This is a genomic window from uncultured Albimonas sp., from assembly GCF_963977235.1.
Classification (GTDB): domain Bacteria; phylum Pseudomonadota; class Alphaproteobacteria; order Rhodobacterales; family Rhodobacteraceae; genus Albimonas.
This window is the reverse complement of the sequence record NZ_CAXBOD010000001.1, coordinates 486,803-510,698: the sequence shown is the minus strand read 5'-3', so window position 1 is coordinate 510,698 and position 23,896 is coordinate 486,803. Positions and strand designations below refer to the sequence as shown.

General features: G+C 74.5%; 22 protein-coding genes. 7 read left to right on the top strand and 15 right to left on the bottom strand.

The genetic code is table 11. The features are described 5' to 3' along the window. Positions 1-90: 90 nt before the first annotated feature. On the bottom strand, positions 91-1,254 hold the full coding sequence (locus AAC134_RS02360) for a Gfo/Idh/MocA family oxidoreductase (RefSeq protein ID WP_339947429.1): 1,164 nt from the start codon (positions 1,252-1,254) through the stop codon (positions 91-93). Between the two features lie 258 nt (positions 1,255-1,512). Here AAC134_RS02360 and AAC134_RS02355 point away from each other — a divergent pair, with 258 nt between their 5' ends. Then, entirely contained in the window at positions 1,513-2,493 is a 981-nt protein-coding gene (locus tag AAC134_RS02355; protein WP_339947428.1) for a hypothetical protein, read from the top strand. Positions 2,494-2,501: 8 nt separating this feature from the next. Here the strand turns inward: AAC134_RS02355 and AAC134_RS02350 are convergent, their stop codons facing one another. The 3 genes from AAC134_RS02350 to AAC134_RS02340 are packed head-to-tail and all read right to left on the bottom strand — an operon-like array spanning position 2,502 to position 5,566. Further along, positions 2,502-3,716 (bottom strand): glycosyltransferase family 4 protein, encoded by a 1,215-nt coding sequence (locus tag AAC134_RS02350; protein WP_339947427.1) that lies wholly within the window; start codon positions 3,714-3,716, stop codon positions 2,502-2,504. Positions 3,717-3,738: 22 nt separating this feature from the next. Continuing rightward, positions 3,739-4,791, bottom strand: a complete 1,053-nt coding sequence (locus AAC134_RS02345) for a glycosyltransferase family 2 protein (RefSeq protein WP_339947426.1) — start codon at positions 4,789-4,791, stop codon at positions 3,739-3,741. Position 4,792: 1 nt separating this feature from the next. Beyond that, the gene (locus tag AAC134_RS02340) at positions 4,793-5,566 is read right to left on the bottom strand and encodes a WecB/TagA/CpsF family glycosyltransferase (RefSeq protein ID WP_339947425.1); all 774 of its coding nucleotides are present in this window, start codon (positions 5,564-5,566) and stop codon (positions 4,793-4,795) included. Between the two features lie 196 nt (positions 5,567-5,762). On the opposite strand from AAC134_RS02340, the gene AAC134_RS02335 reads away from it, so the two are divergent. After that, positions 5,763-6,503, top strand: a complete 741-nt coding sequence (locus AAC134_RS02335) for a hypothetical protein (RefSeq protein ID WP_339947424.1) — start codon at positions 5,763-5,765, stop codon at positions 6,501-6,503. A gap of 93 nt (positions 6,504-6,596) precedes the next feature. Here the strand turns inward: AAC134_RS02335 and AAC134_RS02330 are convergent, their stop codons facing one another. Beyond that, entirely contained in the window at positions 6,597-7,175 is a 579-nt protein-coding gene (locus AAC134_RS02330; RefSeq protein WP_339947423.1) for a hypothetical protein, read from the bottom strand. Between the two features lie 132 nt (positions 7,176-7,307). On the opposite strand from AAC134_RS02330, the gene AAC134_RS02325 reads away from it, so the two are divergent. The 4 genes from AAC134_RS02325 to AAC134_RS02310 all read left to right on the top strand — a co-directional run bounded on the left by AAC134_RS02325 (position 7,308) and on the right by AAC134_RS02310 (position 9,789). Then, positions 7,308-7,925 carry a ParA family protein gene (locus AAC134_RS02325; protein WP_339947422.1) on the top strand — a complete coding sequence of 206 codons (618 nt, stop codon included), beginning with the start codon at positions 7,308-7,310 and terminating at the stop codon, positions 7,923-7,925. Next, positions 7,922-8,536 (top strand): GNAT family N-acetyltransferase, encoded by a 615-nt coding sequence (locus AAC134_RS02320; protein ID WP_339947421.1) that lies wholly within the window; start codon positions 7,922-7,924, stop codon positions 8,534-8,536. The genes AAC134_RS02325 and AAC134_RS02320 overlap by 4 nt, the downstream gene beginning before the upstream one ends. Further along, positions 8,533-9,168, top strand: a complete 636-nt coding sequence (locus AAC134_RS02315; protein ID WP_339947420.1) for a GntR family transcriptional regulator — start codon at positions 8,533-8,535, stop codon at positions 9,166-9,168. The genes AAC134_RS02320 and AAC134_RS02315 overlap by 4 nt, the downstream gene beginning before the upstream one ends. Positions 9,169-9,297: 129 nt before the next feature. Further along, positions 9,298-9,789 (top strand): hypothetical protein, encoded by a 492-nt coding sequence (locus tag AAC134_RS02310; RefSeq protein ID WP_339947419.1) that lies wholly within the window; start codon positions 9,298-9,300, stop codon positions 9,787-9,789. A 51-nt stretch (positions 9,790-9,840) separates the two neighbouring features. Here AAC134_RS02310 and purD read toward each other — a convergent pair whose 3' ends face one another. After that, positions 9,841-11,118 (bottom strand): phosphoribosylamine--glycine ligase, encoded by a 1,278-nt coding sequence (gene purD / locus AAC134_RS02305; protein ID WP_339947418.1) that lies wholly within the window; start codon positions 11,116-11,118, stop codon positions 9,841-9,843. Positions 11,119-11,547: 429 nt separating this feature from the next. Next, entirely contained in the window at positions 11,548-12,651 is a 1,104-nt protein-coding gene (gene leuB / locus AAC134_RS02300; RefSeq protein ID WP_339947417.1) for a 3-isopropylmalate dehydrogenase, read from the bottom strand. A gap of 488 nt (positions 12,652-13,139) precedes the next feature. Between leuB and AAC134_RS02295 the strand changes: the two genes are divergently transcribed. Next, positions 13,140-13,841: a haloacid dehalogenase type II gene (locus AAC134_RS02295; RefSeq protein ID WP_339947416.1), complete on the top strand. Its 702-nt coding sequence runs from the start codon at positions 13,140-13,142 to the stop codon at positions 13,839-13,841. A 108-nt stretch (positions 13,842-13,949) separates the two neighbouring features. Here the strand turns inward: AAC134_RS02295 and AAC134_RS02290 are convergent, their stop codons facing one another. The 8 genes from AAC134_RS02290 to AAC134_RS02255 all read right to left on the bottom strand — a co-directional run bounded on the left by AAC134_RS02290 (position 13,950) and on the right by AAC134_RS02255 (position 23,779). Continuing rightward, positions 13,950-15,188, bottom strand: coding sequence for a class I SAM-dependent RNA methyltransferase (locus AAC134_RS02290; RefSeq protein WP_339947415.1), 1,239 nt, complete (start codon positions 15,186-15,188; stop codon positions 13,950-13,952). Continuing rightward, on the bottom strand, positions 15,185-15,943 hold the full coding sequence (locus AAC134_RS02285) for a TlyA family RNA methyltransferase (protein ID WP_339947414.1): 759 nt from the start codon (positions 15,941-15,943) through the stop codon (positions 15,185-15,187). Before AAC134_RS02285 ends, AAC134_RS02290 begins: the two co-directional genes overlap by 4 nt. Before the next feature lie 339 nt (positions 15,944-16,282). Further along, the gene (locus tag AAC134_RS02280) at positions 16,283-17,116 is read right to left on the bottom strand and encodes an inositol monophosphatase family protein (RefSeq protein WP_339947413.1); all 834 of its coding nucleotides are present in this window, start codon (positions 17,114-17,116) and stop codon (positions 16,283-16,285) included. 488 nt (positions 17,117-17,604) lie between these two features. After that, the gene (locus AAC134_RS02275) at positions 17,605-17,988 is read right to left on the bottom strand and encodes a helix-turn-helix transcriptional regulator (protein ID WP_339947412.1); all 384 of its coding nucleotides are present in this window, start codon (positions 17,986-17,988) and stop codon (positions 17,605-17,607) included. Positions 17,989-18,216: 228 nt separating this feature from the next. Continuing rightward, positions 18,217-20,046: a translational GTPase TypA gene (gene typA / locus AAC134_RS02270; protein WP_339947411.1), complete on the bottom strand. Its 1,830-nt coding sequence runs from the start codon at positions 20,044-20,046 to the stop codon at positions 18,217-18,219. Positions 20,047-20,455: 409 nt separating this feature from the next. Continuing rightward, on the bottom strand, positions 20,456-21,739 hold the full coding sequence (locus AAC134_RS02265; protein WP_339947410.1) for a hypothetical protein: 1,284 nt from the start codon (positions 21,737-21,739) through the stop codon (positions 20,456-20,458). A 148-nt stretch (positions 21,740-21,887) separates the two neighbouring features. Then, complete coding sequence (locus tag AAC134_RS02260; protein WP_339947409.1) at positions 21,888-22,958, bottom strand: DUF2332 family protein; 1,071 nt, start codon at positions 22,956-22,958, stop codon at positions 21,888-21,890. Beyond that, positions 22,955-23,779 (bottom strand): enoyl-CoA hydratase-related protein, encoded by an 825-nt coding sequence (locus AAC134_RS02255; protein ID WP_339947408.1) that lies wholly within the window; start codon positions 23,777-23,779, stop codon positions 22,955-22,957. Before AAC134_RS02255 ends, AAC134_RS02260 begins: the two co-directional genes overlap by 4 nt. Positions 23,780-23,896: the final 117 nt, after the last annotated feature.

Here is a 23,896-nt window from a genome sequence, read left to right as displayed (position 1 = left end):
CGCGGCGCGCCAGCTCGGCCGCCACATGCGCCCCGATGAAGCCCGAGGCCCCGGTGACCAGAATCCGCGGCGCCATGCCGTCCCCTCCGCTCATGCCAGCCGCGCCCAGGGCATCGGCGCCATCGGGGCGCATCGCGTGGTCATCGCATGGGGGGGCGAGCGCTCGCCCGCCGACTGCAGGGCCAGCGTCGCCTCGTTGAGATGCAGCGAGAAGTCGGCCGAGATCCGGCAGTCCCGCCCCTCGTCCCGCGCATCCAGCATTTCCACCGGGCCCAGCGCGAAATTCATCGCCGCCGCGCCGGTGCGCTTGACCTTCGGATGGCTGTCGCCGGCCAGTTTCAGGCGGCGGGGGAACGGATGCTCCACCAGCCGCCGGCGCACCCGGAAGCGGCGGCGGAAGCGCACCGGGGCGGCGTTGTCCCAGGCCGCGTCCAGCTCCAGCGCGCCGCCGTCGCAGATCACCCGGATGCGGTGGTCATGGGGGGCGATGATCGAGCAGGTCAGTCGCGCCACCGGCCCGCTTTCGAAGAACAGCGTGCCGGTCGAGAAATCGGGCGCCGCGCGCGCGCCTTCGGGCAGCTTGTCCGGAACCAGCTCGGCCGAGGCCGCGGCCACCGTGCGGATCGGCCCGAACATCGCGATCAGCCAGGTCAGGTAGTAGCCCGCATGCTCCAGCGTGCAGCCGGTGCGGAACTCGTCCTCCCGCGGCCAGGGGGCGCCCGAGGCCGAGATCCAGGCCTCGGTCGGCGCCTGGGGAATGAAACCGTCGTCAAGCTCGGCGTAGATCAGCCGGGGCGAGCCCGCGACCCCCTCGCGCACCGCCGCCCACAGGGTCTGCGCCGCCTCGCCCAGCACCGAGGCGGGGGCCGAGGCCAGCATCACGCCCCTTTCGGCGGCCAGCGCGTGCAGCGCGCGCGCATGTTCCATGGTGGTGGCGAGCGGCTTTTCGGACCACACGTGCACGCCGCGTTCCAGCAGGGCGCGCGAGACCTCGTAGTGCGATCCGGGGTTGGTCAGGTTCAGCGCGACGTCGCCGGGCGAGAGGGCGTCGAGGAACCCCGCCAGATCGTCGGCGGCCAGCATCTGCGCGCCCACCGCGGCATGCCCCTGGGCGCGCCAGTGATCGACGAAGCGCCGCTGACGTTCGGCGTCGCGGTCGTGGACGGCGAAGACGCTGACGTCGGGATGCGCGGCCAGCGAGCTCAGGTAGAGGTCGGCCACGAAACCCAGCCCGATGATCGCGATCCGCCGCACGCCGTCCCCCTGCCCCTCGCGCCTGCCGCGCGCGGCCGCACCCTCGGGGAAGCCCCCCGACGGAGCCACGCGCATAAGGACGCATGACCCGCTGGCCCGCGCCATGCAAGCGTCCGCGTCGTCCACCCTCCCCGATCGGGGGGCCGACCGCGCCCCCGCTTGCGTCGCAACGCGCCCTCGCGCCGTGCGCCCGGCCTGCCTATGATCCTGCCGGCCCGTCCCTGCGCGGCCCCGACCCGGCCGAGACCTCGAGGTGACATGCCCCAGCCCCGCCCCTATGTCGTCATCGCCGGCTCCGGCCGCTCGGGCACCAACCGGCTGCTGGACGCGTTCGACCTGCATCCCGTCACGGTCTGCCGCTCCGAGCCCGAGGAAATGATCGGCGGCGACTTCGAGGCCCTGCCCGGCGCCCACCCGCCCGAACCGCCGCTGGGCGAGGATTTCGAGGCCCGCTGGGCGCGCGCCGTCGCCCGCGCCCGCCGCCGGCAGAGCGACCGCGACCGCATCGACGCGCTGGACAAGACCTACTACGCCGGCCGCCCGCTGGCCCGACCGGTGCTGAAGCTGCTGGCCCGGCGCCGGCTGCGCCAGGACCTGCTGGGCCGGCTCGCGCCCGGCCTGCGGGGGCAGGAGTGGGACCGGCCGATGCTGTGCACGAACGCGGACGCCCTCGACGCCGCGCTGCTGGTCCTCAAGATCCGCCCGTCGAGCTGGCTGCTGCGCACGCATTTCGGCGATCCCGACCAGATCGTCGTGCATCAGATCCGCGAGCCCCGCGCCTTCCTCAACTCCTGGCACAACCGCTGGGTCGCGAGGGACGGCGGCGGCGCAGAAACGGTCTACCGCGCCACCCTGCGCGTGCTGCCCGCGATCCTGGCCGACTTCGGCGAGGATCCCGCCCGCTTCGACCGCTACAGCGAAGAAACCCTGATCGAGAGCGAGCTCTGGCTCTGGCGTCACCTCAACGAGACGCTGCACCTCGCGCTGCGCGACTCGCCCCGCTACCGGCTGGTGACCTACGAGGCCTTCGACCGCGACCCTGCCGCCGAGACGGCGGAGGTGCTGAAGCTGTGCGGTCTCGACGCGCCGACCTCGGTGCTCGAGCGGGTCGGAGCGATGCAGAACACCCTTTTCGGCGCCCGCCACGGCGCCACGCTCGACCCCGCGCTGTGCGAGCGGGCGATGGCTCGGGTCCTCGAAGGCAGCCCCCTGCCGGATCTCCTCGCCCGCAGCGCCTGATCGCGCGCTCAGGCGCGTCCGACCGGACCGCGGCCGTGGGCGGAGATCACCTGCTCGAAGAAGGCCAGCATCTCGCGGGCGACGGGGGCGGGGGCGAAGCCGGCCTCGATCCGGGCGCGGGCGGCGGCGCCAAGGCGCGCAGCCAGCGCCGGCTCGGCCAGCAGGCGCGCGCAGGCCTCGGCCAGCGCGGCGGGGTCCTCGGGGGGAACCAGCAGGCCGGTCTCGCCATGGCGCACCAGTTCCGCCGGCCCGCCCACCGCCGTGCAGACCGTGGCGGCGCCTACCGACAGCGTCTCGAGCAAGGTGTAGTTGAGGTTCTCGTAGCGCGAGGCGATCACCGCCACCGGCCGCCGGGCGCGAAGGCGGGCGACCTCGTCCCGCGGCAGCTGGCCCCGCACGTCGATGCGCGCGCGCACCGCCTCGGGCAGGGCCGCCAGCGCTTCGGGAAGGTGGGTGAGGCGGCCGTCCGCTCCCTCGATCCCGCGGTCGGGGCCCACGAAGGTCAGCCGCGCGTCGGCGCCCCCGGCGATCAGCCGGGCGAAAGCCTCGAGCATCACGTCGCCGCCCTTGTGGCGGTCGAAGCGGCCCACGAACAACAGGCTGCGCGCCGCCTCGGGGTCGAGCGCCTCGCGCCGCAGCGCAGGGCCGAGCGGGATCGGGTTGGGGATCCAGGCGGCCGGGCGGCCTTCAGGGAATCCGTAGCGCGCCCGCGCCCGGTCGAGCACGTCGCGCGAGGGGGCGGTGATCCCGGCGCAGGCGGCCAGGCCCCGCCCCTCGCGCCGCACCCGGCGGGCGTCGGCGGCCCCGGGCGCCCGCCCGTGAAAGGCCTGGTGGAGGAACCACGGCCCATGCAGCGTCACCACCACCGGGATCGAGACGGCGGCCTGCGCCAGCGCGGCCCAGCCCTGGGTCTCGGGCATCACCAGCAGCTCGACTCCCTCGGCCTCGGCCTGGCGGGCGGCGCCGGCGATCTGGGCGCCGATCCCCTCGACCCAGGGCTCGTCCAGCCCCAGCCAGCCTTTTGCCCGCGCCAGCGGACCCGGCCGCGCGCGCGGCGGCAACCGAATCGTCTCCGGCGCGGCGGCGGCGTCCTTGTCGAGCGGGATGACCCGCACCTCGCAGCCGATCTCGCGGAAGCCCTCGCGCAGGTGGCGCACGGCGGTGACCACGCCGTTGGGGCTGTCGTCTCCGGGCCAGGACTGGGCGACGAACGCGATCCGCATGGCCTTGCCCCCCTGCCCGCGCTCAGGCGCGCCGGCTCTCGGGGGCGCCCTTGTATTCGATGATCCGCCCCCGCTCGCCCCTCGCGCGGGCCAGGCGATAGCGCAGGGCGCCCAGCGCCTCGAACGGTTTGCCCGCCATCACCAGCCCGCCATAGAGCAGCGCATCCCGCCAGGGATCGCCGAAAGCCCGCCGCCGCCAGCGCGCCGCGCGCAGCGCGACGAGGCCGGCCAGCCCCAGCGTCCCCAGCGCCAGAACGCCGCCCGCAAGCCCCGCGTCCAGCGCCGCCAGCAGAGCGGCCGCCAGCAGCGCAACCGGCAGGCCGAGGCCCCACAGCAGGCTGCGCCGCGCCTCGCGCCGGTTGTAGCGCTCGGGGCCCGCGCCATGGACGGCGGCGCCCTCGGCGAAGGCCCAGCCGGTGCGCTCGGCCCGCCGGCGCCATTGCGACCAGCGATGCATGTCGGCGTCGTGCAGGGTCATCTCTGCGTCCAGCCGCTCGATCCGCCAGCCGGCGCGGGCGAGGCGCAGGCACAACTCCGGCTCCTCGCCGCAGATGAAGTCGGGGTCGAACCCGCCCACCGAATCGAAGGCCTTGCGCCGGAACATCGCGTCGCCCCCGATTGCGGCCGCAGGGCCGGTGGGGGTGTTCCACTCCATGTCGCACAACCGGTTGAAGATCGAGGCGCCGGGCGCCCGCTCCCGCCGCCGCCCGGCGACGACGGCAAGCTCGGGGTCCGCCAGCAGGCGGTCGCGCGCGGTCTCGAGCCAGCCCGCGACCAGTTCGCAGTCGCCATCGACGAACTGCACCAGGTCCGGGCCGCCGCCGGGCCCCTCGGCTAGCGCCGCGGCGCCCAGGTTGCGGGCGCGCGCAGCGGTGAAGCCGACGGCGGGGTCGATCGTCACGATCCGCGCCCCCGCCCCGGCCGCGATCTCGAGGCTGGCGTCGGTCGAACCGCTGTCGACGTAGACCAGCGGCGCCCCCGGCCCCATCAGCCTCCGCGCGGCGGCCAGGCAACGGCGCAGACGCTCGCCCTCGTTGCGGCCGATGGCGACCAGGCCGATCTCGGGCGACGTCACCTCAGGCCTGCTCTTCGCCGCGCAGACGACAGGCGTCGCGGGCCAGCGCCGGCAGGATCGCGAAACACGACAGATATCGCCGGGACAGCCGCCGCGGCTCTCGCGCCATGCGCCACAGCCACTCCAGCGCGAGCCGCCGCACCCAGGCGGGGGCGCGGGCCTGCACGCCGGCCACGAACTCCACCCCCGCGCCGACCGAGACGAAGCCCACCCCCGGCGCCAGTTGCTTGCCGCGCACCGCCAGCACCTCCTGCTTGGGCGCGCCCAGCGCCAGCAGGCACAGCCGCGCGCCCGAGGCCGACAGCTCCCGCAGACACTCGGCCGCGACCGGGCCTTCGGGGTCGAGCCCGTAGGGCGGGGCGATTCGCGCGACCACCCGCAGGCCCGGGAACTCGGCCTCGAGCCGGGCGGCGGCGGCGTCGAGCGTGCGCTGGTCGGCGCCCAGCAGGCCGATCGGCAGCCCCAGCCGCGCGGCCATCCCCGCCAGCGGCAGCACCAGCTCCGAGCCGGGCACCAGCTCCACCGGCCGGGCCGCGAGCCACGACAGCCAGACCACCGGGTTGCCGTCGGCGCAGATCAGGTCCTGGGCCGCATAGGCGCGGCGAAATGGCTCCGAGACCTGCAGCTTGACCAGGTGATCGAGGTTGATGGTGGCCACGGAAAAGCCCGCGCCGGCCCGAAGCCGCGCCTCGATCTCCGCCAGCAGGCCGGCGCGGGTGGGCGCGGTCACGCCCACGGCCTGGGGTCCGCGGCCGGCCGGCAGATGGAATCTCATGATGCGGCTCACCGGGGAGGCCTCCGAAGCGGGCGATCAAGCGGGCGGTCGGCGCAGAAATGACTCGCAGGACGAGCCTAGCATCGCCCCCGCGCCGCGCACAGGCGCCAGCCGCGCGCCTGCGTCGCTGCGCCTCCAGCGTTAACCATATGGCAATGCAGCCTTCCGATCCTGAGCGCCTGAAGGGGAGATCGCGATGGGCAACATGCCGATCCACATCCTGGGCGACAGTCACGCGGTCTATTTCAAGGCCGCGGCCGAGGCCGGGCGGCTTGGCCGCCGGCGCGCCAGCTACTGTATCGTGCCGGGCGCCACCGCCGCGGGGATGCGCAATCCCAACTCGATGACCGACGCGCTGAGCCGGTTTCGCGCCTCGCTGGCCTGGACGGGGCCGCGCACGCTGCACGTGATCCAGCTGGGCGAGGTCGACTGCGGCTTCGTGATCTGGCTGCGCGCCCGCCGCCACGGCGAGGGGGTGGGGGCGCAGCTCGACGCCTCGCTCGAGGCCTACGCCGCGTTCGTGCGCGAGGCGCAGGCGCTGGGCCGCCGCCGCATCGTGATCACCGCCGCGACCCCGCCCACGCTGCGCGATTGCGCCGCCGTCGGCGAGGTGGCCGACGCCCGGCGCGAGGTGACCGCCACCCAGGCCCAGCGCACGGCCCTGACCCTCGACTACAACGACCGGCTCGAATCGCTCGCGGCCCGGCTTGGGGTCGACTGGGCGGACGCGACCTCCGACCTGCTGGACCCCGCCACGGGCCTGGTGGCCGAGCGGTTCCGCAACGCCGACCCGGCCGACCATCACCTCGACATTCCGGCGGCCGCCGAGGTGTGGGCCCGACGCCTGGCCCCCGCCATCGCCCGCCACGACGCCTGGCGCCCGAGCGAGTTCGCCCGCGCCAGCCTCACCCGCCTGCGCCCCCTGCGGCCGGCGTGACCAACGAGAGCCGCGACCGGAGGCGGAGCCGCGCCCTGCGCACGCCGTTCCCGGCGCCGGCGCGGCGGACCGTCGCCGGCCCGCCGCAATCGCTCAGTTGAAGCCGGTCGCCTCGTTGGGCGTCCACTCCCAGGCGCCGCCGGGGGGCTGCCACTCCATCATCAGGCAGGAGGTGTTCAGCCGCTGGAACCACACCGCCTCGACCTCGTACCAGCCGGGCTCCTCGACCAGATAGTCGTCCTGCCAGCCGATCGTGTCGCAGGCGTGCCGGCCGTCGTGGCGATAGACCTCCTCGCCGCCCACGATCACCTCCAGCCCGTCGTTGGAATGCCAGCGCATCCGCCAGATCCCCGGCTGGTCGAAATGCAGGTAGCCGTTGATGATCGCCACCACCCGCTCGGCCCGGTCCGAGGTCAGCGCGTTCTGCCCCGGCGCGCTGTCCATGTAATCGAAGCCCACCAGCGGCGTCCCCGCCCGCGCGCCCGAGCGGTAGTCCTTGGCGATCTTCAGCTCGCGCACCTCGGCCGGATAGCCGTATTTGACCGCCAGACCCTGCGTCAGCCCCTCGGGCTGCGGCTCGGCGCGCTTCAGCTTCACCGGGTCGGCCAGCGCGCCCCCCGCGGCCAGCGCCGCCGCGCACAGCGTCGCGGCCATTGCCAGTCGTGATCTCATCCCCAGATCTCCCCTCAGAGTGACGTGGGGCGCATCCTCGCCGCAGCCGAGCCGCCGCGCAACCGCTTGCCATCCGGGCGCAAAGCGTTTTCGCTGCGTGAACCGCCCGCCCCCCCACCGGAGAGCCCGCCGATGACCCGCACCCTTGTCTTTGCCCAGCAGAAGGGAGGCGCCGGCAAGACCACGCTGCTGGTGCAGACGGCGGCCGCGCTGGCGGCGATGGGGCGCGCGCCCTCACTGGTCGACCTCGACCCCCAGCGCAGCCTGACCCGCTGGAATGAGCTACGCGGCGCCGACGCCCTGCCGATCGAGAGCGCGTCCGAGTGGCAGGCCTCGACCGCTCTGCGCCGGGCGGCGAAGGCCGGCGAGATCGTGCTCGCCGACTGCCCGGGCAACGCCGACGTGCTGCTGCGCGCCGCCCTGCGCGCCGCAGACCTGGTGGCGATCCCCTGCCAGCCGAGCCCGATGGACGCCTGGGCCACGCAGCCGATCCTCGAGATGGCCGCGCGCGAGAAGACGCCCGCCGTGGTCATCCTCAACCGCGTGCCCCCCCGCGGCGGCGCCGGCCCCGCCGTCGAGGCCGCCCTGATCGAGGCGGGGGCCGAGATCCTGCCCGTCACCCTGGGCAACCGCGTGGCCTTCTCGACCGCCTTCCTCGAGGGGCGCGCCGCCTCCGAGCTCTCCCCCCGCTCCCTCGCCGCGCGCGAGGCGCAGGCGCTGGCCGAGGCGCTGCTCGCCCGCCTCGCATGACGCCGCTGCCCGCGATCGAGACCGAGCGGCTGATCCTGCGCCCGTTCCGCGAGGCCGACCTCGCCCCGTTTGCCGCGCTGAACGCGGACGCCGAGATCATGCGCCACTTCCCCCGCCCCCTGACCGCGGAGGAGACCGAGGCCCTGGTCGCGCGCATCGAAACCGCCCGCGCCGCCAACGGCTTCGCCTTCGAGGCGGTCGAGGAGAAGGCCACCGGCGCCTTCCTCGGCATGGTCGGCCTCAACGCCCCCGAGTTCGAGGCGCCCTTCATGCCCTGCGTGGAACTCGGCTGGCGTCTGGTCCGCGCGGCCTGGGGCCGGGGCTACGCCACCGAGGCCGCCCGCGCCCGCCTCGCCACCGCCTTCGCGCCGGCGGCAGAGGGCGGGCTCGACCGCGATCAGCTCGTGGCCTTCGCCCCCCTGGGCAACGCCCCCTCCCGCGCAGTGATGGAGCGGCTGGGCATGACCCGCGACCCAGAGGACGATTTCGATCACCCCGCCCTGCCGCTAGGGTCGCCGCTGCGCCGCATGGCGCTCTACCGCATTCGCCGCGCGCGCTCCGCGTCGCCGGCCCCTGAAGCTGGAGGCTCGAGATTCGGAGGCCCGAGATGACGCGCGACGGCCCGCCCGACGCCTACGCCCTGATCCTCGACGCGATCGACCGGGGCCGCTACCCCCCCGGCGCCCGCCTGGTCGAGACCGAGCTGGCGGAGCGTTTCGGCGTCTCCCGCACCCCGATCCGCGAGGCGCTGGGACGGCTCGAGACCCAGGGCGTCGTCGCCCACGACGGCCGCCGCGGGCTGGTGGTGGCCTCGCTCGACCACAACCAGCTGGGCGAGCTCTATGAAGTGCGCGCGGTGGTCGAGGGCCTCGCCGCCCGTCTCGCCGCCCGCCACGCCGCCCCCGAGGAGCAGGCCCTGCTGCGCCGCCTGGTCGAGGACAGCCGCCGCATGACCCACGACGCCGAGGCGCTGCGCGACAACAACCGCCGCTTCCACCGGCAGCTGCACCTCGCCTCGCACAACCGCTATCTGAATACGATGCTGGACGGCATCCGCCGCTCGATGGCGCTGCTGACCCTGACGTCGCTCGCCGATCCGACCCGCGGCGTCGAGACGGTGGACGAGCACGACGCCATCGCCAGGGCCGTCGAGGCCCGCGACGAGGACGCCGCCGACGCGGCCGCCCGCCTGCACATCTCCCGCGCCTACGAGACCCGCCTGAAACTGGACGCCGAGCGCTAGGCCGCCGCCTCCGGGCGAGCCGGAGCGCGCAGCGGCGCGTTAACGACGATTTCAGCGCCCGCGGGGCCTTTGCGGCCCCGCGACGTCTTCAACGACTCGTTAAGCGCGGTTAAGTCTTCGGCCATGACGATGCCGAGCCCAGCCTTCCGCCCCGCCCCGCGCTCCGCGCCCGGCGCCCGCCTCGCTCGCGCGCTCTGCGCGCTGCTGGCCGCAGCCTGCGCCGCGCCGGCCTTCGCCGGGGCCGCGGACGCGCCCACCCGCGAGCAGCTCGCCTCGGAGGGCCGCGACCTCAGCCCCGAGGAATGGCAGGCGCTGGTGGGCGGCCGCACCGTCTGGTATCGCATCTCCGGAGAGGTCTGGGGCCGCGAGAGCTACCGCGCCGAGCCCGGCCGAGTGACCTTCCAGTTCCCCGACGGCGAGTGCCTCGAAGCCAGCTGGAGCTACGTCGAGCCGTGGTTCTGCTTCGACTTCGGCGAGGCGCTGGGCGGCGGCCCGCCCCACTGCTTCCGCCACATCCGCCACGCGGAAACCCTCTGGGCCCTGTCCCGCTCTGGCGAGCCGCAGTCGATCGACCGGATCGACTCGACCCCCCTGACCTGCGGCGTCGACCCCACCAGCTGACCCCGGAGCGAGCCCTGCGCCGAGCCGCCGGGGGACTGCCGCCCGTGACCCTCAGTCCCGTTTCAGCGCCCGCGCCCCGATGTCCGAGCGGTTGAAGCCCCCCGGCCAGTCGATCCGCGCGACCGCGCGGTAGGCGCGCGCCACGGCTTCCTCGAGCGTGTCGCCCCGCGCCGTGACGTTCAGCACCCGGCCGCCATTCGACAGGATCCGGCCGCCCTGCGCCCGCGTGCCGGCGTGGAACACCACCGCCTGCGGATCCGAGGCTTCGGCCGCCGCGATCCCGCCGATCGCCTCGCCCTTGGCATAGGCGCCGGGATAGCCCTTCGCGGCCATCACCACGGTCGCCGCGGCGTCGTCGTGCCAGGTCACCGGAACCTCGGCCAGCCCCTCGCCGCGGGCGCAGGCCAGCAGCGCCGGGACCAGGTCGCTGTCCATGCGCAGCATCACCACCTGGCACTCGGGATCGCCGAAACGGACGTTGAACTCGACCAGCCGCGGGCCGGTGGCGGTCAGCATCAGCCCGGCGTAGAGCACGCCGCGAAACGGCATCCCCCGCCGCGCCATCTCGGCGATGACGGGGCGGCAGATCTCGGCCATCGCCTGTTCCTGCAGCGCCTCTGTCAGCACCGGCGCGGGCGAGTAGGCGCCCATGCCCCCGGTGTTGGGTCCCTCATCGCCGTCATGGGCCCGCTTGTGGTCCTGCGCGGGGGCCAGCGCCACCGAGGCCTCGCCGTCCGAGAGGACGAAGAGGCTCGCCTCCTCCCCCTCCATGAACTCCTCGACGACCACCTCGGCGCCGGCCTCGCCGAAGGCGCCGCCGAACATCTCGTCGAGCGCGTCCAGCGCCTCGTCGAGGCGCATCGCCACGACCACGCCCTTGCCGGCGGCCAGCCCGTCGGCCTTGATCACGATCGGCGCGCCCTGGGCGCGCACATAGGCCTTGGCGGCCTCGGCGTCGGTGAAGCGGCCCCAGGCGGCGGTCGGCGCGCCCACCGCGTCCGCGATCTCCTTGGTGAAGGCTTTCGAGGCTTCCAGCCGCGCCGCCTCGGCCGAGGGGCCAAAGCAGGGGATGCCGGCGGCGCGCACCGCGTCGGCCGTGCCGGCGGCGAGCGGCGCCTCGGGGCCCACCACCACCAGGCCGATGCCGTTCGCTTCGGCCCAGGCGGCGACCTCGCGCCCGTTCTCGGGGGTCAGGGCCACGCACTCGGCCAGCTCGGCGATGCCGGCGTTGCCGGGGGCGCAGAACAGCCGCTCGCACAGCGGGCTCTGCGCGATCTTCCAGGCGAGCGCGTGCTCCCGCCCGCCGCCGCCGAGGATCAGGATGTTCATGCGCGCTCTCCCGCCATGCCGCCGTCGCCGCGCGCCTCATACGGAAACCCGCGCCCTGGGTCCAGACGGCGGAGCGGCGCGCCCCGCGCGGCCCACAGCCCCGCGCGAGCGCCTGTTCTCCGGAGCCGTCCGTCGCTGATGCCGATCAGAGCGACTCGCCCGGAGCGGTCCAGGATCGCGAAGCGACCCCCGCAGGGGGCTTGTCCTTGACCGCTCCGGGCGAGTCGCTCAGGCATCTTCAGCGACGGGCGGGTCCGGAGGACAGGCGCGGGGCCCTGTTCTCTGGTGAGTTCGGAAGCGGCCTTGCGCGGGCCCCCGGCCCGCCCGCGCCGCAGGCGCGCATGCCAAGCCCGCCCGCAGGGCGCCTCCTCAACGCAAAGGGCGGCCCTCGAAGGCCGCCCTTTCCCCTCTCGCCGTGGCGAGGCGCCCTCAGCCCATCTCGCCCAGCTTGCCGACGATGGCGTCGCCCATCTGCGCGGTGGTCACCGGCTGCTTGTCGCCCGCCTGCATCAGGTCGGCGGTGCGCAGCCCATCGGCCAGCACCGCGTCGATCGCGCGCTCAAGCAGCGCCGCCTCGTCCAGCTTGCCGAAGGAGTAGCGCAGCGCCATCCCGAAGCTCAGCACACAGGCGATCGGGTTGGCCTTGCCGGTGCCCATGATGTCGGGCGCGGAGCCGTGCACCGGCTCGTAGAGCGCCTTGGGCCGCCCGTTGGCCATCGGCAGGCCGAGGCTGGCCGAGGGCAGCATCCCCAGCGAGCCGGTCAGCATGGCGGCGACGTCCGAGAGCATGTCGCCGAACAGGTTGTCGGTGACGATCACGTCGAACTGCTTGGGCCAGCGCACCAGCTGCATGCCGCCGGCGTCGGCGTACATGTGGCTCAGCTCGACGTCGGGGTATTCGGCGTCATGGACCTCCTGGACGACGTCGCGCCACAGGATGCCGGACTCCATCACGTTGGCCTTCTCCATCGAGCAGACCTTGTTGCTGCGGGCGCGCGCCAGCTCGAAGGCCGAGCGGGCGACGCGGGCGATCTCGCCCTCGGTGTAGCGCTGGGTGTTGATCCCCACCCGCTCGTTGCCTTCCTTGAAGACGCCGCGGGGCTCGCCGAAATAGACGCCGCTCGTCAGCTCGCGCACGATCATGATGTCGAGCCCGCCGATCACGTCCTTCTTCAGGGACGAGAAATCGGCCAGCGCGTCGAAGCAGACCGCGGGGCGCAGGTTGGCGAAAAGGTCCATCTCCTTGCGCAGGCGCAGCAGGCCGCGCTCGGGCTTCACCGAGAAATCGAGGACGTCGTATTTCGGCCCGCCCACGGCGCCGAGCAGCACGGCGTCGGCGTTCTGCGCCTTCTCCATGGTCTCGTCGGCCAGCGGCTTTCCGTGGACGTCGTAGGCGGCGCCGCCGACCAGGTCCTCCTCGACCTCGAAGGCGAGGCCCTTGTTCTCGGCGAACCAGTCGATGACCTTGCGGACCTCGGTCATCACTTCCGGGCCGATGCCGTCGCCGGGGAGGATCAGGAGTTTGTCGGGCATGTCGCGGGCGCTCCTCTGGATCGTGGGCCGATCGGGCCGCGGAGCGGCGTAGCCCCGGCCGCGCATCGGGTCAAGCCGGAGGAGGCGCCGCGGCAGGCGGGGCGCCCGGCCGGCCGGTTGCGCGCGCGGCGCGGGGCGGACGCTGCGCCCGGAGGCGCCGTCTCCGGGGGCGAGCGCGCAAGGCGCCCCGGGCGCAGCGCCCGGCGGCCGGCGTCGGCGCCCGGCCGAACCGGCCGGCGGGGCCGGCCTCCGGCGCGCGCCTGCGAGAGGGCGGGCGCCCCACCGGGCCAGAACCCGACCGGGGCTTCCCCGCGAGCCTTGGGTCGCGGCTGGTTTCGTCTTCCACGGTCGAGAGGGTCGCGCCGCGGACGCCTGGCGCTTCGGGATGGCCTCGCGCTCTGGCGCCTCCGGGCGGCGAGGACGCTCGACACCGCCCCGGGGCGCTGCGATCTTCTCGGCAAGAAAACCAATGGCAGGAGGAGACGCGGATGCCGCCGAAGGCCTTGATCTTCGACGTGTTCGGAACGGTGGTCGACTGGCGCTCGGGCGTCGCGGCCTTTGTCGCGCCGGCGCTGGCGGCGCGAGGGCTGGAGACGCCGCCCGAGGCGCTCGCCGACGCCTGGCGGGCCGAGTACCAGCCCGCCATGCAGCGCATCCGCGAGGGCGGGCGGGGCTATGTCCCCCTCGACGACCTGCACCGGGAGAACCTCGACCATGCGCTGGCGGCGCTCGGCCTCGCCGAGGCCTTCGACGCCCCCGCCCGCGACGCGCTCAACCCTGCGTGGGAGGCGCTGCCGACCTGGCCGGATGTGCTTCCCGGCCTGGCGCGGCTGCGCGAGCGGGTCCTGCTGGCGCCCTGCTCCAACGGCTCGACCGCGCTGATGGTGCGGCTGGCGCGGTTTGCGGGGCTCGGCTGGGACTGCATCCTGGGGGCGGACGTGGCGCGGGACTACAAACCCAAGGCGGGGGTCTATCTGGCTTCGGCCGCCGCGCTGAGGCTGGCGCCGGGAGAGGTGATGATGGTCGCGGCCCACGACGGCGACCTGACCGCCGCGCGGGCCGCCGGCCTGCAGACCGCCTTCGTGCCCCGACCCGACGAGTACGGAACCGGCCAGCCCGAGGCGATCAGCCAGCAATGGGACCTGATCGTGGACGATTTCGGAGAGCTCGCCGACCGGCTGGTGGACTGACCGGGGCCCGGAGCCCGCGCCCCAGCCCCCCCAGTCGGCGGCGGCAAGCCTCGGGGCAAGCCCGGGGCGGCGGGAGCGGGAGCGGGGGCGCCGCGGGGCCCCGCGGGCTCAGCGCTTCGAGAAGGCCGCCGCCAGCTCCACGTGGGCCGACCAGCGGAACTGGTCCACCGGCAGCACCCAGTCCAGCCGATAGCCGCCGTCGACGAGGATGCGGGCGTCGCGGGCGAAGGTCTCGGGGTTGCAGGAGACGGCGGCGATGCGAGGGATCGCCGAGGTCGCCAGCGCCTCGGACTGCGCTCTGGCGCCGGCGCGCGGCGGGTCGATGACCACCGCGCCGAGGCCCTTCAGCTCCGGTCCCAGAAGGGGGCGCTTGAACAGGTCGCGCGCCTCGGCCTCGATCCGGCGCAGGCGCCCGCCGGAGCCGCGCCAGGCGCCGGCCAGCGCCGCCACCATCGCCCGGTCGCTGTCCCAGGCGCGGACCTCCATCCGCTCGGCCAGCCGCAGGGCGAAGGCGCCGACGCCGCAGAACAGGTCGGCGGCCCGGGCCGTCCTGGGCCCCACGGCCTCGTCCACCGCCGCGGCCAGCGCCGCCTCGCCCTCCGGCGTCGCCTGCAGGAACGAGGCGGGCGGCAGCACCGGGCGCGCGATGCCCATCGCGACGACCGGGGGATGGGGGGCGGCCACCGGCTCGCCCTCCCACGACAGGCGCGCCAGCCCGGCCTCGCCCGCCAGCCGCGCCAGTTCCACCCGCAGGCCCGCGTCGAGCGCGCGCCCCCCGCGGGCGTCCACGTCCAGCCCCGCCTCGGCGGCGGTGACGGCCAGCTTCATCTCGCCCCGCCGCCCGGCGCCGGCCACGACGATGGCCCGCAGACCTTCGATCCCGGCGAGGATGGCGGGGTCCAGAACCTGGCAGTCGGGAACCTCGGCCAGCCGGGCCTCGCGCCGCTCATGGAAGCCCACGATGGCCGAGTTGCGCGTGCGCCGGGCCGAGAACGTCGCCCGCCGCCGCGTCCCGGCGGGCGAGGTGGCGGTGGCGCGCACCTCCGCCTCCAGCCCGCGGGAGGCCAGCGCCTCGATCACCCGCTCGCGTTTCCAGTCGGCCACGAACCCGTCCGAGGCATGCTGCAGCGCGCAGCCCCCGCAGGTCCCGAAGTGGCGGCAGGGCGGCGCGGCGCGGTCGGGCGAGGCGGCCAGGATCTCGGGCGCCTCCATCCGCCCGGCTTCGATCGCGCCGCGGACGCGCTCTCCGGGCAGGGTCAGCGCGGCAAAGATCTCGCCGGTCGCGTCGACCCCGTCGCCATGGCGACCCAGGCGGGCGATCTCGAGTTCGGAGACGGCTTCGGTCATCGTGGCTTCTCCGCTGAAATGAGGAATTCCCGGTTGCCGTCGCCGCCCTCGATCGGGCTGACGCCCTCGTGGGTCACGGTCCAGCCGGAGGTTTCGAGGAAGGCGCGCACCTCGGCCCGGACGCGCGCGTGCACGGCCGGGTCACGCACCAGGCCGCCGCGGCCGACGTCAGCGGGGCCGGCCTCGAACTGCGGCTTGACCAGGGCCACCAGACAGGCGCCGGGTCTGGCCATCGCCAGCGCGGGGGGCAGCGCCTTGGCGAGGCCGATGAAGGACAGGTCCGCGACGATCCAGTCGGGCGCGGGAACCGCGCCGGGGACGAGATCGCGGGCGTTCAGCCCCTCGAGGCTGACCACCCGCGGGTTCTCGCGCAGCTTCGCGTGAAGCTGGCCGCGGCCCGCGTCGACGGCATGAACCCGCGCCGCGCCGCGGGCCAGCAGCACCTCGGTGAAACCGCCGGTCGAGGCGCCGAGGTCCAGCGCCTCGCCCTCCGGCGCCAGGCCGAACGCGTCCAGCGCATGGGCGAGCTTCAGCGCGGCGCGCGAGACCCAGGGCAGCGGATCGGCAACCAGTTCGATGGCGACGCCCGGGGCCACCTTCGCCGACGCCCGCGTCGCCGGCGCGCCGTCGAGCGTCACCGCGCCTGCCGCGATCAGCGCCTGGGCGCGGGCGCGGCTTTCGACAAGGCCCCGCGCGACCAGGGCCTGGTCGAGTCGCTGCCGGGGCGCGCGCGCAGTGGGATCGGGTGCGGACATGCGCGCTCTCTGACGCGGCGCGCCGCATCGGTCAATCCGCGCCGAGGGCGCCGACCTCCGCCACGGCGGGCGCCGCAGGGCCGCCGCGCCCCGGCGCGCCAGGGGCATGCCCCGGCCGAACCGCCCCCGCCGGTCCGCGCCCTGGCGCCCGTCGAGCCCGGGGGCCGGGGCCGGGACCCGCGCGCGCCGCCCGCAACCGGGCGCCAGCGGCCTCGCCCGCGCGGCAGCGCGGGCGCGCAGGCCCAGCCTGCGCGCGCGTCCCGTGGACGCGCGAGGCCGCGCCGCCGGCGCTAGGCCGGCGCCCCTCCATTCGGCCATCCGGCGAAGGATGGCCCCGGCTCAGGCCCCTGCCAGCAGCGCCATCGCCTCGGCGTGCAACTCGGGGGAACCTGCGGCCAGCACCCGGCCGCCGTCCTGGGGGTCGCCCCCCTCCCACGTGGTGATCACTCCGCCCGCGCCCTCGACGATCGGGATCAGCGCCTGCACGTCGTAGGCGTAGAGCCCCGCCTCCACCACCAGGTCCACGCCCCCGGCCGCCAGCAGCGCGTAGCCGGTGCAGTCGAGCCCGTAGCGGGTCAGGCGCGCCCGGTCGCGGACCCGCTCGAAGGCCAGGCGCTCGGCCTGCGTCCCGACTTCGGGGAAGGTCGAGCACAGACGCGCCTCGGCCAGCGGCACGCCGCGGCGGGCGCGCATCCGGCGGGGCGGCTGGCCGTCCCTGGCCCACCAGGCGCTGTCGCCGTCGCCCCAGAAGCGCTCGCCGACATGGGGCTGGTCCATCAGGCCCAGCACCGGGCGGGTCCCGTCGTTCAGGCCGATCAGCACGCCCCAGGTGGGCGCCCCGATCAGGTAGGCGCGGGTCCCGTCGATCGGATCCACGACCCAGGTCAGACCCGAGGTCGAGGGCGTCGCCGCCTGTTCCTCGCCCAGCACGCCGTCGCCGGGGCGCTCGCGCGCCAGCACCTCGCGGATCGCCGCCTCGACCCCGCGGTCGGCGGCGGTGACGGGGTCGAACCCTCCGCCGACGTCCTTGTTCTCGGCCGAGAGCCCCTCGGTCCGGAAATGCGCCAGCGCCGCCGGGCGGGCGGCGTCGGCCGCGCGCAGGGCGGCGGCCAGCGCCGCGGCGACCTGGGGGCGAAGCGCGGGAGAGGGCGAGGAAGCGGCGGCGTCGGTCATCGGCGAAGGTCGTCCGGACGAGGAGAATAGGCGGCGGCAAGGCCGGGGGGCGAGGCTCGCCGCATAGCACGGATCGCCGGACACGTCCCGCCCCCGCGCCCCGCTCCCGGCCGCTCAGGCGCCGCGGACGGGATCGCACAGCCGGGCTCGGCAGGACGAGGTCGGGCGAAGGGGGCGGACGATCGGGATCCGTTGAGCCGGATCCGGCGGATCAGGCCGTTCGGGCCATGCGCGACCGTCGAAAATTCGGGAGCGAAACGACAGGTTGCGCGGAACGGTGGAGGGTCGAGGAGCGGGGGCTTGCGCCCTGAAACGGTCCGCGCTCTCTCAAACGAAAGGACCGGAAGCGTACCCCTACGCTTCCGGTCCCCTGTTCCTCATGGCCTGCCGGATGGCTCCCCAGGCGCCGCGTCTCCGCGCTGCACCGGGTCCCTCGCCCCGGCGTCGCGTCGCGTCTGCCGTCTGCTTTCCGGCTGCGGCCCGCGGCCTCAGGCCGCTTCTGACAAAACCCGCGCCAGGTCGAACAACCGACGGCGCTGGTTCTCGGGTATGGCGTAGTAGGAGCGCACCAGTTCCAGCGCCTCCTTGTCCGCCAGCAGGTCGCCCCGCGAAGCCGAGGCGGACTCGGTCTCGGCGGCGTCGGTCAGCGATTCAGACTCCAGCCCTTCGAAGAAATAATTGATCGGCACTTCCAGCGCCTTGGCGATGTCCCACAGGCGCGAGGCGCTGATGCGGTTCATGCCGGTCTCATATTTCTGGATCTGCTGAAACTTGATTCCCACCATGTCGCCGAGCTGTTGCTGGGTCATGCCCATCATCCAGCGACGGTGGCGCACACGTTTCCCGACGTGCGCGTCTACGGGATGCTTCATGTTCTTCGTGCTCCTGACTTCACTCGAACTCACTTGTCGGGTCCGAGCATCTCAGGCGGCCGCACCAACTCGCGGCTGCACAAGCCAGAAAATCACGCGGCCCGCCCGGACACGGTCACGCCACGTGGAATTCTACGCACAACTAGGGCGCGCACACAACTCAGGGTTCCAGTCCGATGACAGGAGAAACCGTGAATTCGTATGGAATCGGGACAATCGGAAGCAGCGTCAAGCGGCCCCGGCCTGCGAGGCCCGCGCGTCGCGCTTGCGCTCATGCGGGTCCAGGAAGCGCTTACGCAGACGAATCGCCTTCGGCGTGACCTCAACCAGTTCGTCCGGCTCGATAAAGGCGATCGCCTCCTCCAGACCGAAGCGGCGCGGCGTGGTCAGCGTCACCGCGTCGTCCTTGCCCGAGGCGCGGACGTTGGTCAGCTTCTTGCCCTTCAGCGGGTTCACGTCCAGGTCGCCGGGACGCGCGTTCTCGCCGATGATCATGCCCTGGTAGACCGGCTCGCCCGACCCGATGATCAGACGCCCCCTCTCCTCCAGGTTGAAAAGCGCATAGGCGACAGAGTCCCCCTGCTCCATCGAGATCAGCACCCCGTGGCGTCGGCCGGGGATCGGGCCCTTCCACTCGGCCCAGCTGTGGAACACGCGGTTCATGATGCCGGTGCCGCGGGTGTCGGTCAGGAACTCGCCATGATAGCCGATCAACCCGCGGGCCGGGGCCAGGAACACGATGCGATTCTTGCCGCCGCCCGAGGGGCGCATCTCGGTCATTTCCGCCTTGCGCTGGCTGAGCTTGTCGACCACCGCGCCCGAGAACTCCTCGTCGACGTCGACGGTGACTTCCTCGATCGGCTCGAGGCGCTTGCCGCCCTCGTCGCGCATCATCACGCGCGGGCGCGAGACGCTCAGCTCGAAGCCCTCGCGGCGCATGTTCTCGATCAGCACGCCGATCTGCAGCTCGCCGCGGCCGGCGACCTCGAAAGCGTCCTTCTCGGCGGTGTCGGTGATGCGGATGGCGACGTTGCCTTCGGCCTCGCGCATCAACCGGTCGCGGATCACCCGGCTCTGCACCTTTTCGCCGTCGCGGCCGGCCAGCGGGCTGTCGTTGATCGAGAAGGTCACCGCGATGGTCGGCGGATCGATCGGCTGGGCGTTCAGCGGCTCGGAGATCGAGGGGTCGCACAGGGTGTCGGCGACCGTCGACTTGGTCAGCCCGGCCAGCGCCACGATGTCGCCGGCCTCGGCGCTCTCGACCGGCTGACGGCCGAGGCCGCGGAAGGCCAGGATCTTGGAGACGCGGAACCGCTCGATCTCGCCGGTGCCGGGGCGCAGGGCCTTGATCGTGGCGCCGGAGACGATCTTGCCGGTCTCGACCCGGCCGGTCAGCAGGCGGCCGATGAAGGGATCGGCCTCCAGCGTGGTGGCCAGCATGGTGAAGGGCTGGTCGACGTTGGCGACCTGCTTGGGCTCGGGCACATGCTCCATCACCTTGTGGAACAGGGCCGAAAGGTTCTCGCGCGGCCCCTCGAGCTCATCGTCCGCCCAGCCGGCGCGGCCGGAGGCGTAGAGCACGGGGAAGTCCAGCTGATGCTCGTCGGCGTCAAGCGCCGCGAACATGTCGAAGACCTCGTCCAGCGCGCGGTCGGGATCGGCGTCGGGCTTGTCGACCTTGTTCAGCACCACGATCGGGCGCAGGCCCAGGCGCAGGGCCTTCTGGGTGACGAACTTGGTCTGGGGCATCGGGCCCTCGGCCGCGTCGACCAGCAGGATGGCGCCGTCGACCATCGACAGGATCCGCTCGACCTCGCCGCCGAAGTCGGCGTGGCCGGGGGTGTCGACGATGTTGATGCGCGCGCCCTCGAACTCGACCGAGGTGGCCTTGGCGAGGATGGTGATGCCGCGCTCGCGCTCGAGATCGTTGGAGTCCATGGCGCGCTCGGCGACGGCCTGGTTCTCGCGGAAGGCGCCGGACTGGCGCAGGAGCGCGTCGACCAGCGTGGTCTTGCCATGGTCGACATGGGCGATGATGGCGATGTTGCGAAGCTGCATCGTGTTGGGTCCGTCGGTCGGAATCGGGGGGCGGGCGCCCCCCCGCTAAGACTGCGCGGGCGCCATCGGTCGCGGGCTCCATGACCGAAATGACGCGGCGCGGCAAGACCGCGATGCGGCGCAGGGGGCGCCCTTTGCGTAAAGGTGAGGCGGATCGGAGACGGTCTCGCGGGCGGCTTCGGCGGCGAAGCGCCGCGTCGGGGGGCGCGTCTGTGGGGGCGTTCGGCCCGCGGCGCGGGGCGGGCGCGGCGCCGCTCGCCGAGGTCTTTCGGCCGGTGGGGATGCGCGGGCGTCACGGCCGCCCCGCTCGCCCCGGGCGCGGGGAGGCGACGTCGCGCGCGGCGCGCCCGGCTCAAGCGCGCCGCGCGCGGAGCGGCGGGTCCGGGCGCTCGCGTCGCGCGGCGCCCGTTCAGCGGGCGTGCAGCGGCAGGCCGTCGATGCGCCGGTCGATGGCCTCGATCTGGGCCACGTATGCCGGGCTGTCGACCTTGCCGAACCGGTCGCGGAACGCGGCCTCCTGCATGAACGACGGCAGGTCCGCGATCGCGGGCATCACCGCCGCTTCCTCCGCCGACAGCCGGGCCACAAGGGCCAGCGCCTCGGGGCCGGCCGCCGCGGCCTCGCGCGCGGCCTCCGCCCAGCGGATGCCCGCCCGGTCGGCCGCCATATCGTCGAAACTGAAGCCCGAGCCGTCGCCCGAGGCGTCGACCAGTTCCTTCACCTCGCCCATGCCGAACGAGATGGTCGCGTTCCCCGCCGCCTCGAACGCCGCCGACAGCGCGAAATGCATCCGCAGGTCGCCGCGCCCTGCGAGCCGGGTGCGACGACACAGCGAGTCCCGCTTCGTCGCCGGGATCTCGCCCACCGCGGCCTCCACCGCCCAGCGCCGGCCGCAATGCGCCGCCATCGCCAGGATCGCGGCGCTGGTCTCCGCCTGCGGATCGCGCCCCTCGGCCACCGCGGCCGCGGCGCTTTTCAGCGCATAGCCGAACCAGGCCGCCGTCGACCCGTCAGTCGCGAGGTCGCCCCGGCGCGAGGCCGCGTCCAGCGCCTCGTAGTGGGCGCCGATCCGCTCGACATCGCCGGTCCCGGCCAGCCGGCGCAGCGAGTCCGCCACCCGCGGATCGCCCTCCTGGCCGTCGACGCCCAGCCGCGGGTCCAACGTCACATGCACCCGCCCCGGCGCGGTTTCGACGCCGCGGACCATTCCCAGAAGCAGGCTGCCCACCGGCTCGCTCGCGCTCATGTCCGCCAGCCGCCGCGCCAGGCCCAGCGTCAGCGCCGGCGGCAGCGGCAGCCGGCCGAGGCGCAGCCGCCGCACATCGAGCCCGTCGCTCGAGGGCGCCACGTCTGCCACAAGGTTCAGCCAGGCGATCCCCTCCAGCGCCGGAGGGCTGAGCGAGACCGTCAGGCGCATCGCCTCCGCCTCGATCTCGGCGCGTCCGCGCAGCCCGGGAAAGGCCCGCGCGGCGGTGGCGAACAGGCCGTCGATCTGGGCGGCCGTCATCTCGACCTCGACCGCCTCGTCGCCGCTTGCGGCGCCGTAGATCCGCATCGCGAGGTCGGTCGAGGCGCGCGAGGTCGCGGAGTCGGGCGCGGGCGCCGCCGCCAGCCGCGGCGTCCGCTCGATCGCCAGCGCCACCGGCGCCGCGAGACTCCCCAGGATCAGCAGCCAGACCAGGAAACGCAGCATTCGCACCTCGGGCAAGAGAGCGGGCGGAGGCGGCAATATCGCGACGCGGCCCCCCTGGCGCAAGGCGTCTGCCCCGGCGCGACGGCCGATATCGCCTTCATTTCTAAGTGTTGCCGGCGCAGCCCCCCCGCGTCCCTGACCGCGCGCCCTACCGCGCCCAGTCGGTCCAGCGCCCGTGGTAGTCGGTGCGCGCCAGCGTCTGCTCCCCGCCCGCGGGCGCCAGGGTCAGGGTCAGCGCAGCCGAGCCCTCGCGCCCGTCTGGCTCCATCCGCAGCCAGGCCAGCGGCCGCCGCTCGGAGGCGCGCGAGGCGGCCCCCGCCAGCGCCGTCGCGATCCGGTCCTGCGTCGCGCCCGGCATGTACTGCCACATGATCGAGTGCATCACGACGCGCGCCACGCCCTCGGCCTGCGGAGCGGCCAGCCGCGCCTCGATCCAGCCGGCCGCATCCGCCTTCTCGACCGGCCGCGGACGCGCCACGGCCAGCGCCATGGCGGCCTCGGCCCGGGCCAGACGCTCGGCCTGGTCGGGCCAGACATAGGCGGCGAGCCGCGCCCGCGCCGCCGGGTCGGCGGGGTCCAGCGGGCTCTGGTCGCAGCCGGCCCGCGCCGCGATCTCGAGCCGCGCGCCGAGCCGCGCGTCGAGCACCGAAGCCGCCCCGCGCCACGCATGCCTCACCCGCACGGGCGAGTCCGCCTCGCCCCAGCCCCGCTCCTCGCCGAAGTCGTAGCGGAAGCCGTCGAGGTTCTGGTTCAGCCCGGCCGAGGCGCCGATCTCGAGCAGGTCCACCGGCATCCCCCCGGTGCGCTCGGCCAGCGCCAGCAGCCCGCCCAGCAGCGCGCCCGAGCGCCCGGTCTCGTTGGTCTGCGGGGGCCCGTCCAGCCACGGGTCCAGCCAGTCGGCATGGCGCTCGAAGGCGGCCAGCGCCGCGGCGACCGGATCGCCCTCGGCCCCCGGCGGCCAGGCGGCCGAGACCCCGGCGTCGCGCCCCTCGCGCGCCAGCGCATGCAAGGCGCCGGCCGCGCGCAGGGCCAGCGCGTCGTCGCCGGGATCGCCGGGCCAGGACAACAGACGGGTCTCGATCCGCCCCAGCGGGCGCATCCGCTCGGCCAGCCCCTCCAGCAGCGCGGCGGTGAAGGGAGAGCCGAGCTGGGCGCAGCTTGCGGCCTGGCGTCGGAAATGGGCGCGGACGATCTCCGCGCGGTTCCCCGCGGCGCTCATCGGCCGTGGAACTCCGGGCGGCGCTTGCCGGCGAAGGCCTCGACCGCGTTGCGGTAGTCCTCCGAGAGCAGGGCGCGGCGCTGCCAGTCCAGCGCCTCGGCCATCGCGCCGGGCTCCGGCGCGCCGGCGAGCGCGCGCAGCGTCGCCTTGGCGCCGGCGATCGTCATCGGCGCGTTCTCGCGGAGCAGGGCGGCATGGGCGAGCGCCGCGGCCATCGCGTCCTGCGCCAGGGCGGTCACCAGCCCGCGGGCCTGCGCCTCGTCCGCGTCCAGCCGGCGACCGGTGAACAGGATGTCCTTGGCCGCCTCCGCCCCCACGGTCGCCACCAGCGCCGCGGTCTCGGTCGCGGCATAAACCACGCCCAGCCGCGCCGCCGGGATCGAGAACACCGCCGTCGCATCGGCGAACCGGAAGTCGCAGCACAGCGCCAGCCCGCAGCCCCCGCCCATCGCCGGACCGGAGATCGCGGCATAGGTCGCCTTGGGACAGTCGCGGATCGCGAGGTTCGCCCGCTCGACCGCGGCCGAATAGACCTTGCCCGAGGCCGCGTCCGAACGCGCCTGCCCGAACTCCGAGATATCGGCGCCCGCGCAGAACACCCCGCCCGCGCCCGAAAGGATCACGGCGCGCACCTCCGGGGCCTCGGCCAGGGCCTCGAACACGTCGCCGAGCGCGGTCCACATCGCCAGCGTCAGCGCGTTCTTCCGCCCGGCCCGGTCGAGGATCACCCGCGCCACCGCCGGATCCGAGCGGTCCACCCGGATCGGCACGCCGGGCGCGGCTTGAGGCAGGGCGGAGAGGTCGGAAGAGGCGTCGGGCATGGGCGCTCCGGTCGGTGGGAGGACGGCCCGGCGATTTCGGCGCGCACGCCCCTGAAGGTCAAGCCCGCGAGCCGCGGATCCGCGCCGCCGACTCACGCAGGGCAGGCCCGACGCCGG

What these genes read in the sequence shown, in the direction of transcription:
- AAC134_RS02330 (WP_339947423.1), bottom strand. Translation starts at nt 7,175, where the DNA reads ATGAGATCACGACTGGCAATGGCCGCGACGCTGTGCGCGGCGGCGCTG.
- AAC134_RS02265 (WP_339947410.1), bottom strand. Translation starts at nt 21,739, where the DNA reads ATGCTGCGTTTCCTGGTCTGGCTGCTGATCCTGGGGAGTCTCGCGGCG.
- AAC134_RS02335 (WP_339947424.1), top strand. Translation starts at nt 5,763, where the DNA reads ATGGGCAACATGCCGATCCACATCCTGGGCGACAGTCACGCGGTCTAT.
- AAC134_RS02275 (WP_339947412.1), bottom strand. Translation starts at nt 17,988, where the DNA reads ATGAAGCATCCCGTAGACGCGCACGTCGGGAAACGTGTGCGCCACCGT.
- AAC134_RS02280 (WP_339947413.1), bottom strand. Translation starts at nt 17,116, where the DNA reads ATGACCGACGCCGCCGCTTCCTCGCCCTCTCCCGCGCTTCGCCCCCAG.
- AAC134_RS02315 (WP_339947420.1), top strand. Translation starts at nt 8,533, where the DNA reads ATGACGCGCGACGGCCCGCCCGACGCCTACGCCCTGATCCTCGACGCG.
- AAC134_RS02325 (WP_339947422.1), top strand. Translation starts at nt 7,308, where the DNA reads ATGACCCGCACCCTTGTCTTTGCCCAGCAGAAGGGAGGCGCCGGCAAG.
- AAC134_RS02295 (WP_339947416.1), top strand. Translation starts at nt 13,140, where the DNA reads ATGCCGCCGAAGGCCTTGATCTTCGACGTGTTCGGAACGGTGGTCGAC.
- AAC134_RS02310 (WP_339947419.1), top strand. Translation starts at nt 9,298, where the DNA reads ATGCCGAGCCCAGCCTTCCGCCCCGCCCCGCGCTCCGCGCCCGGCGCC.
- AAC134_RS02285 (WP_339947414.1), bottom strand. Translation starts at nt 15,943, where the DNA reads ATGTCCGCACCCGATCCCACTGCGCGCGCGCCCCGGCAGCGACTCGAC.
- AAC134_RS02355 (WP_339947428.1), top strand. Translation starts at nt 1,513, where the DNA reads ATGCCCCAGCCCCGCCCCTATGTCGTCATCGCCGGCTCCGGCCGCTCG.
- AAC134_RS02260 (WP_339947409.1), bottom strand. Translation starts at nt 22,958, where the DNA reads ATGAGCGCCGCGGGGAACCGCGCGGAGATCGTCCGCGCCCATTTCCGA.
- AAC134_RS02255 (WP_339947408.1), bottom strand. Translation starts at nt 23,779, where the DNA reads ATGCCCGACGCCTCTTCCGACCTCTCCGCCCTGCCTCAAGCCGCGCCC.
- AAC134_RS02290 (WP_339947415.1), bottom strand. Translation starts at nt 15,188, where the DNA reads ATGACCGAAGCCGTCTCCGAACTCGAGATCGCCCGCCTGGGTCGCCAT.
- purD (WP_339947418.1), bottom strand. Translation starts at nt 11,118, where the DNA reads ATGAACATCCTGATCCTCGGCGGCGGCGGGCGGGAGCACGCGCTCGCC.
- AAC134_RS02350 (WP_339947427.1), bottom strand. Translation starts at nt 3,716, where the DNA reads ATGCGGATCGCGTTCGTCGCCCAGTCCTGGCCCGGAGACGACAGCCCC.
- AAC134_RS02340 (WP_339947425.1), bottom strand. Translation starts at nt 5,566, where the DNA reads ATGAGATTCCATCTGCCGGCCGGCCGCGGACCCCAGGCCGTGGGCGTG.
- leuB (WP_339947417.1), bottom strand. Translation starts at nt 12,651, where the DNA reads ATGCCCGACAAACTCCTGATCCTCCCCGGCGACGGCATCGGCCCGGAA.
- typA (WP_339947411.1), bottom strand. Translation starts at nt 20,046, where the DNA reads ATGCAGCTTCGCAACATCGCCATCATCGCCCATGTCGACCATGGCAAG.
- AAC134_RS02320 (WP_339947421.1), top strand. Translation starts at nt 7,922, where the DNA reads ATGACGCCGCTGCCCGCGATCGAGACCGAGCGGCTGATCCTGCGCCCG.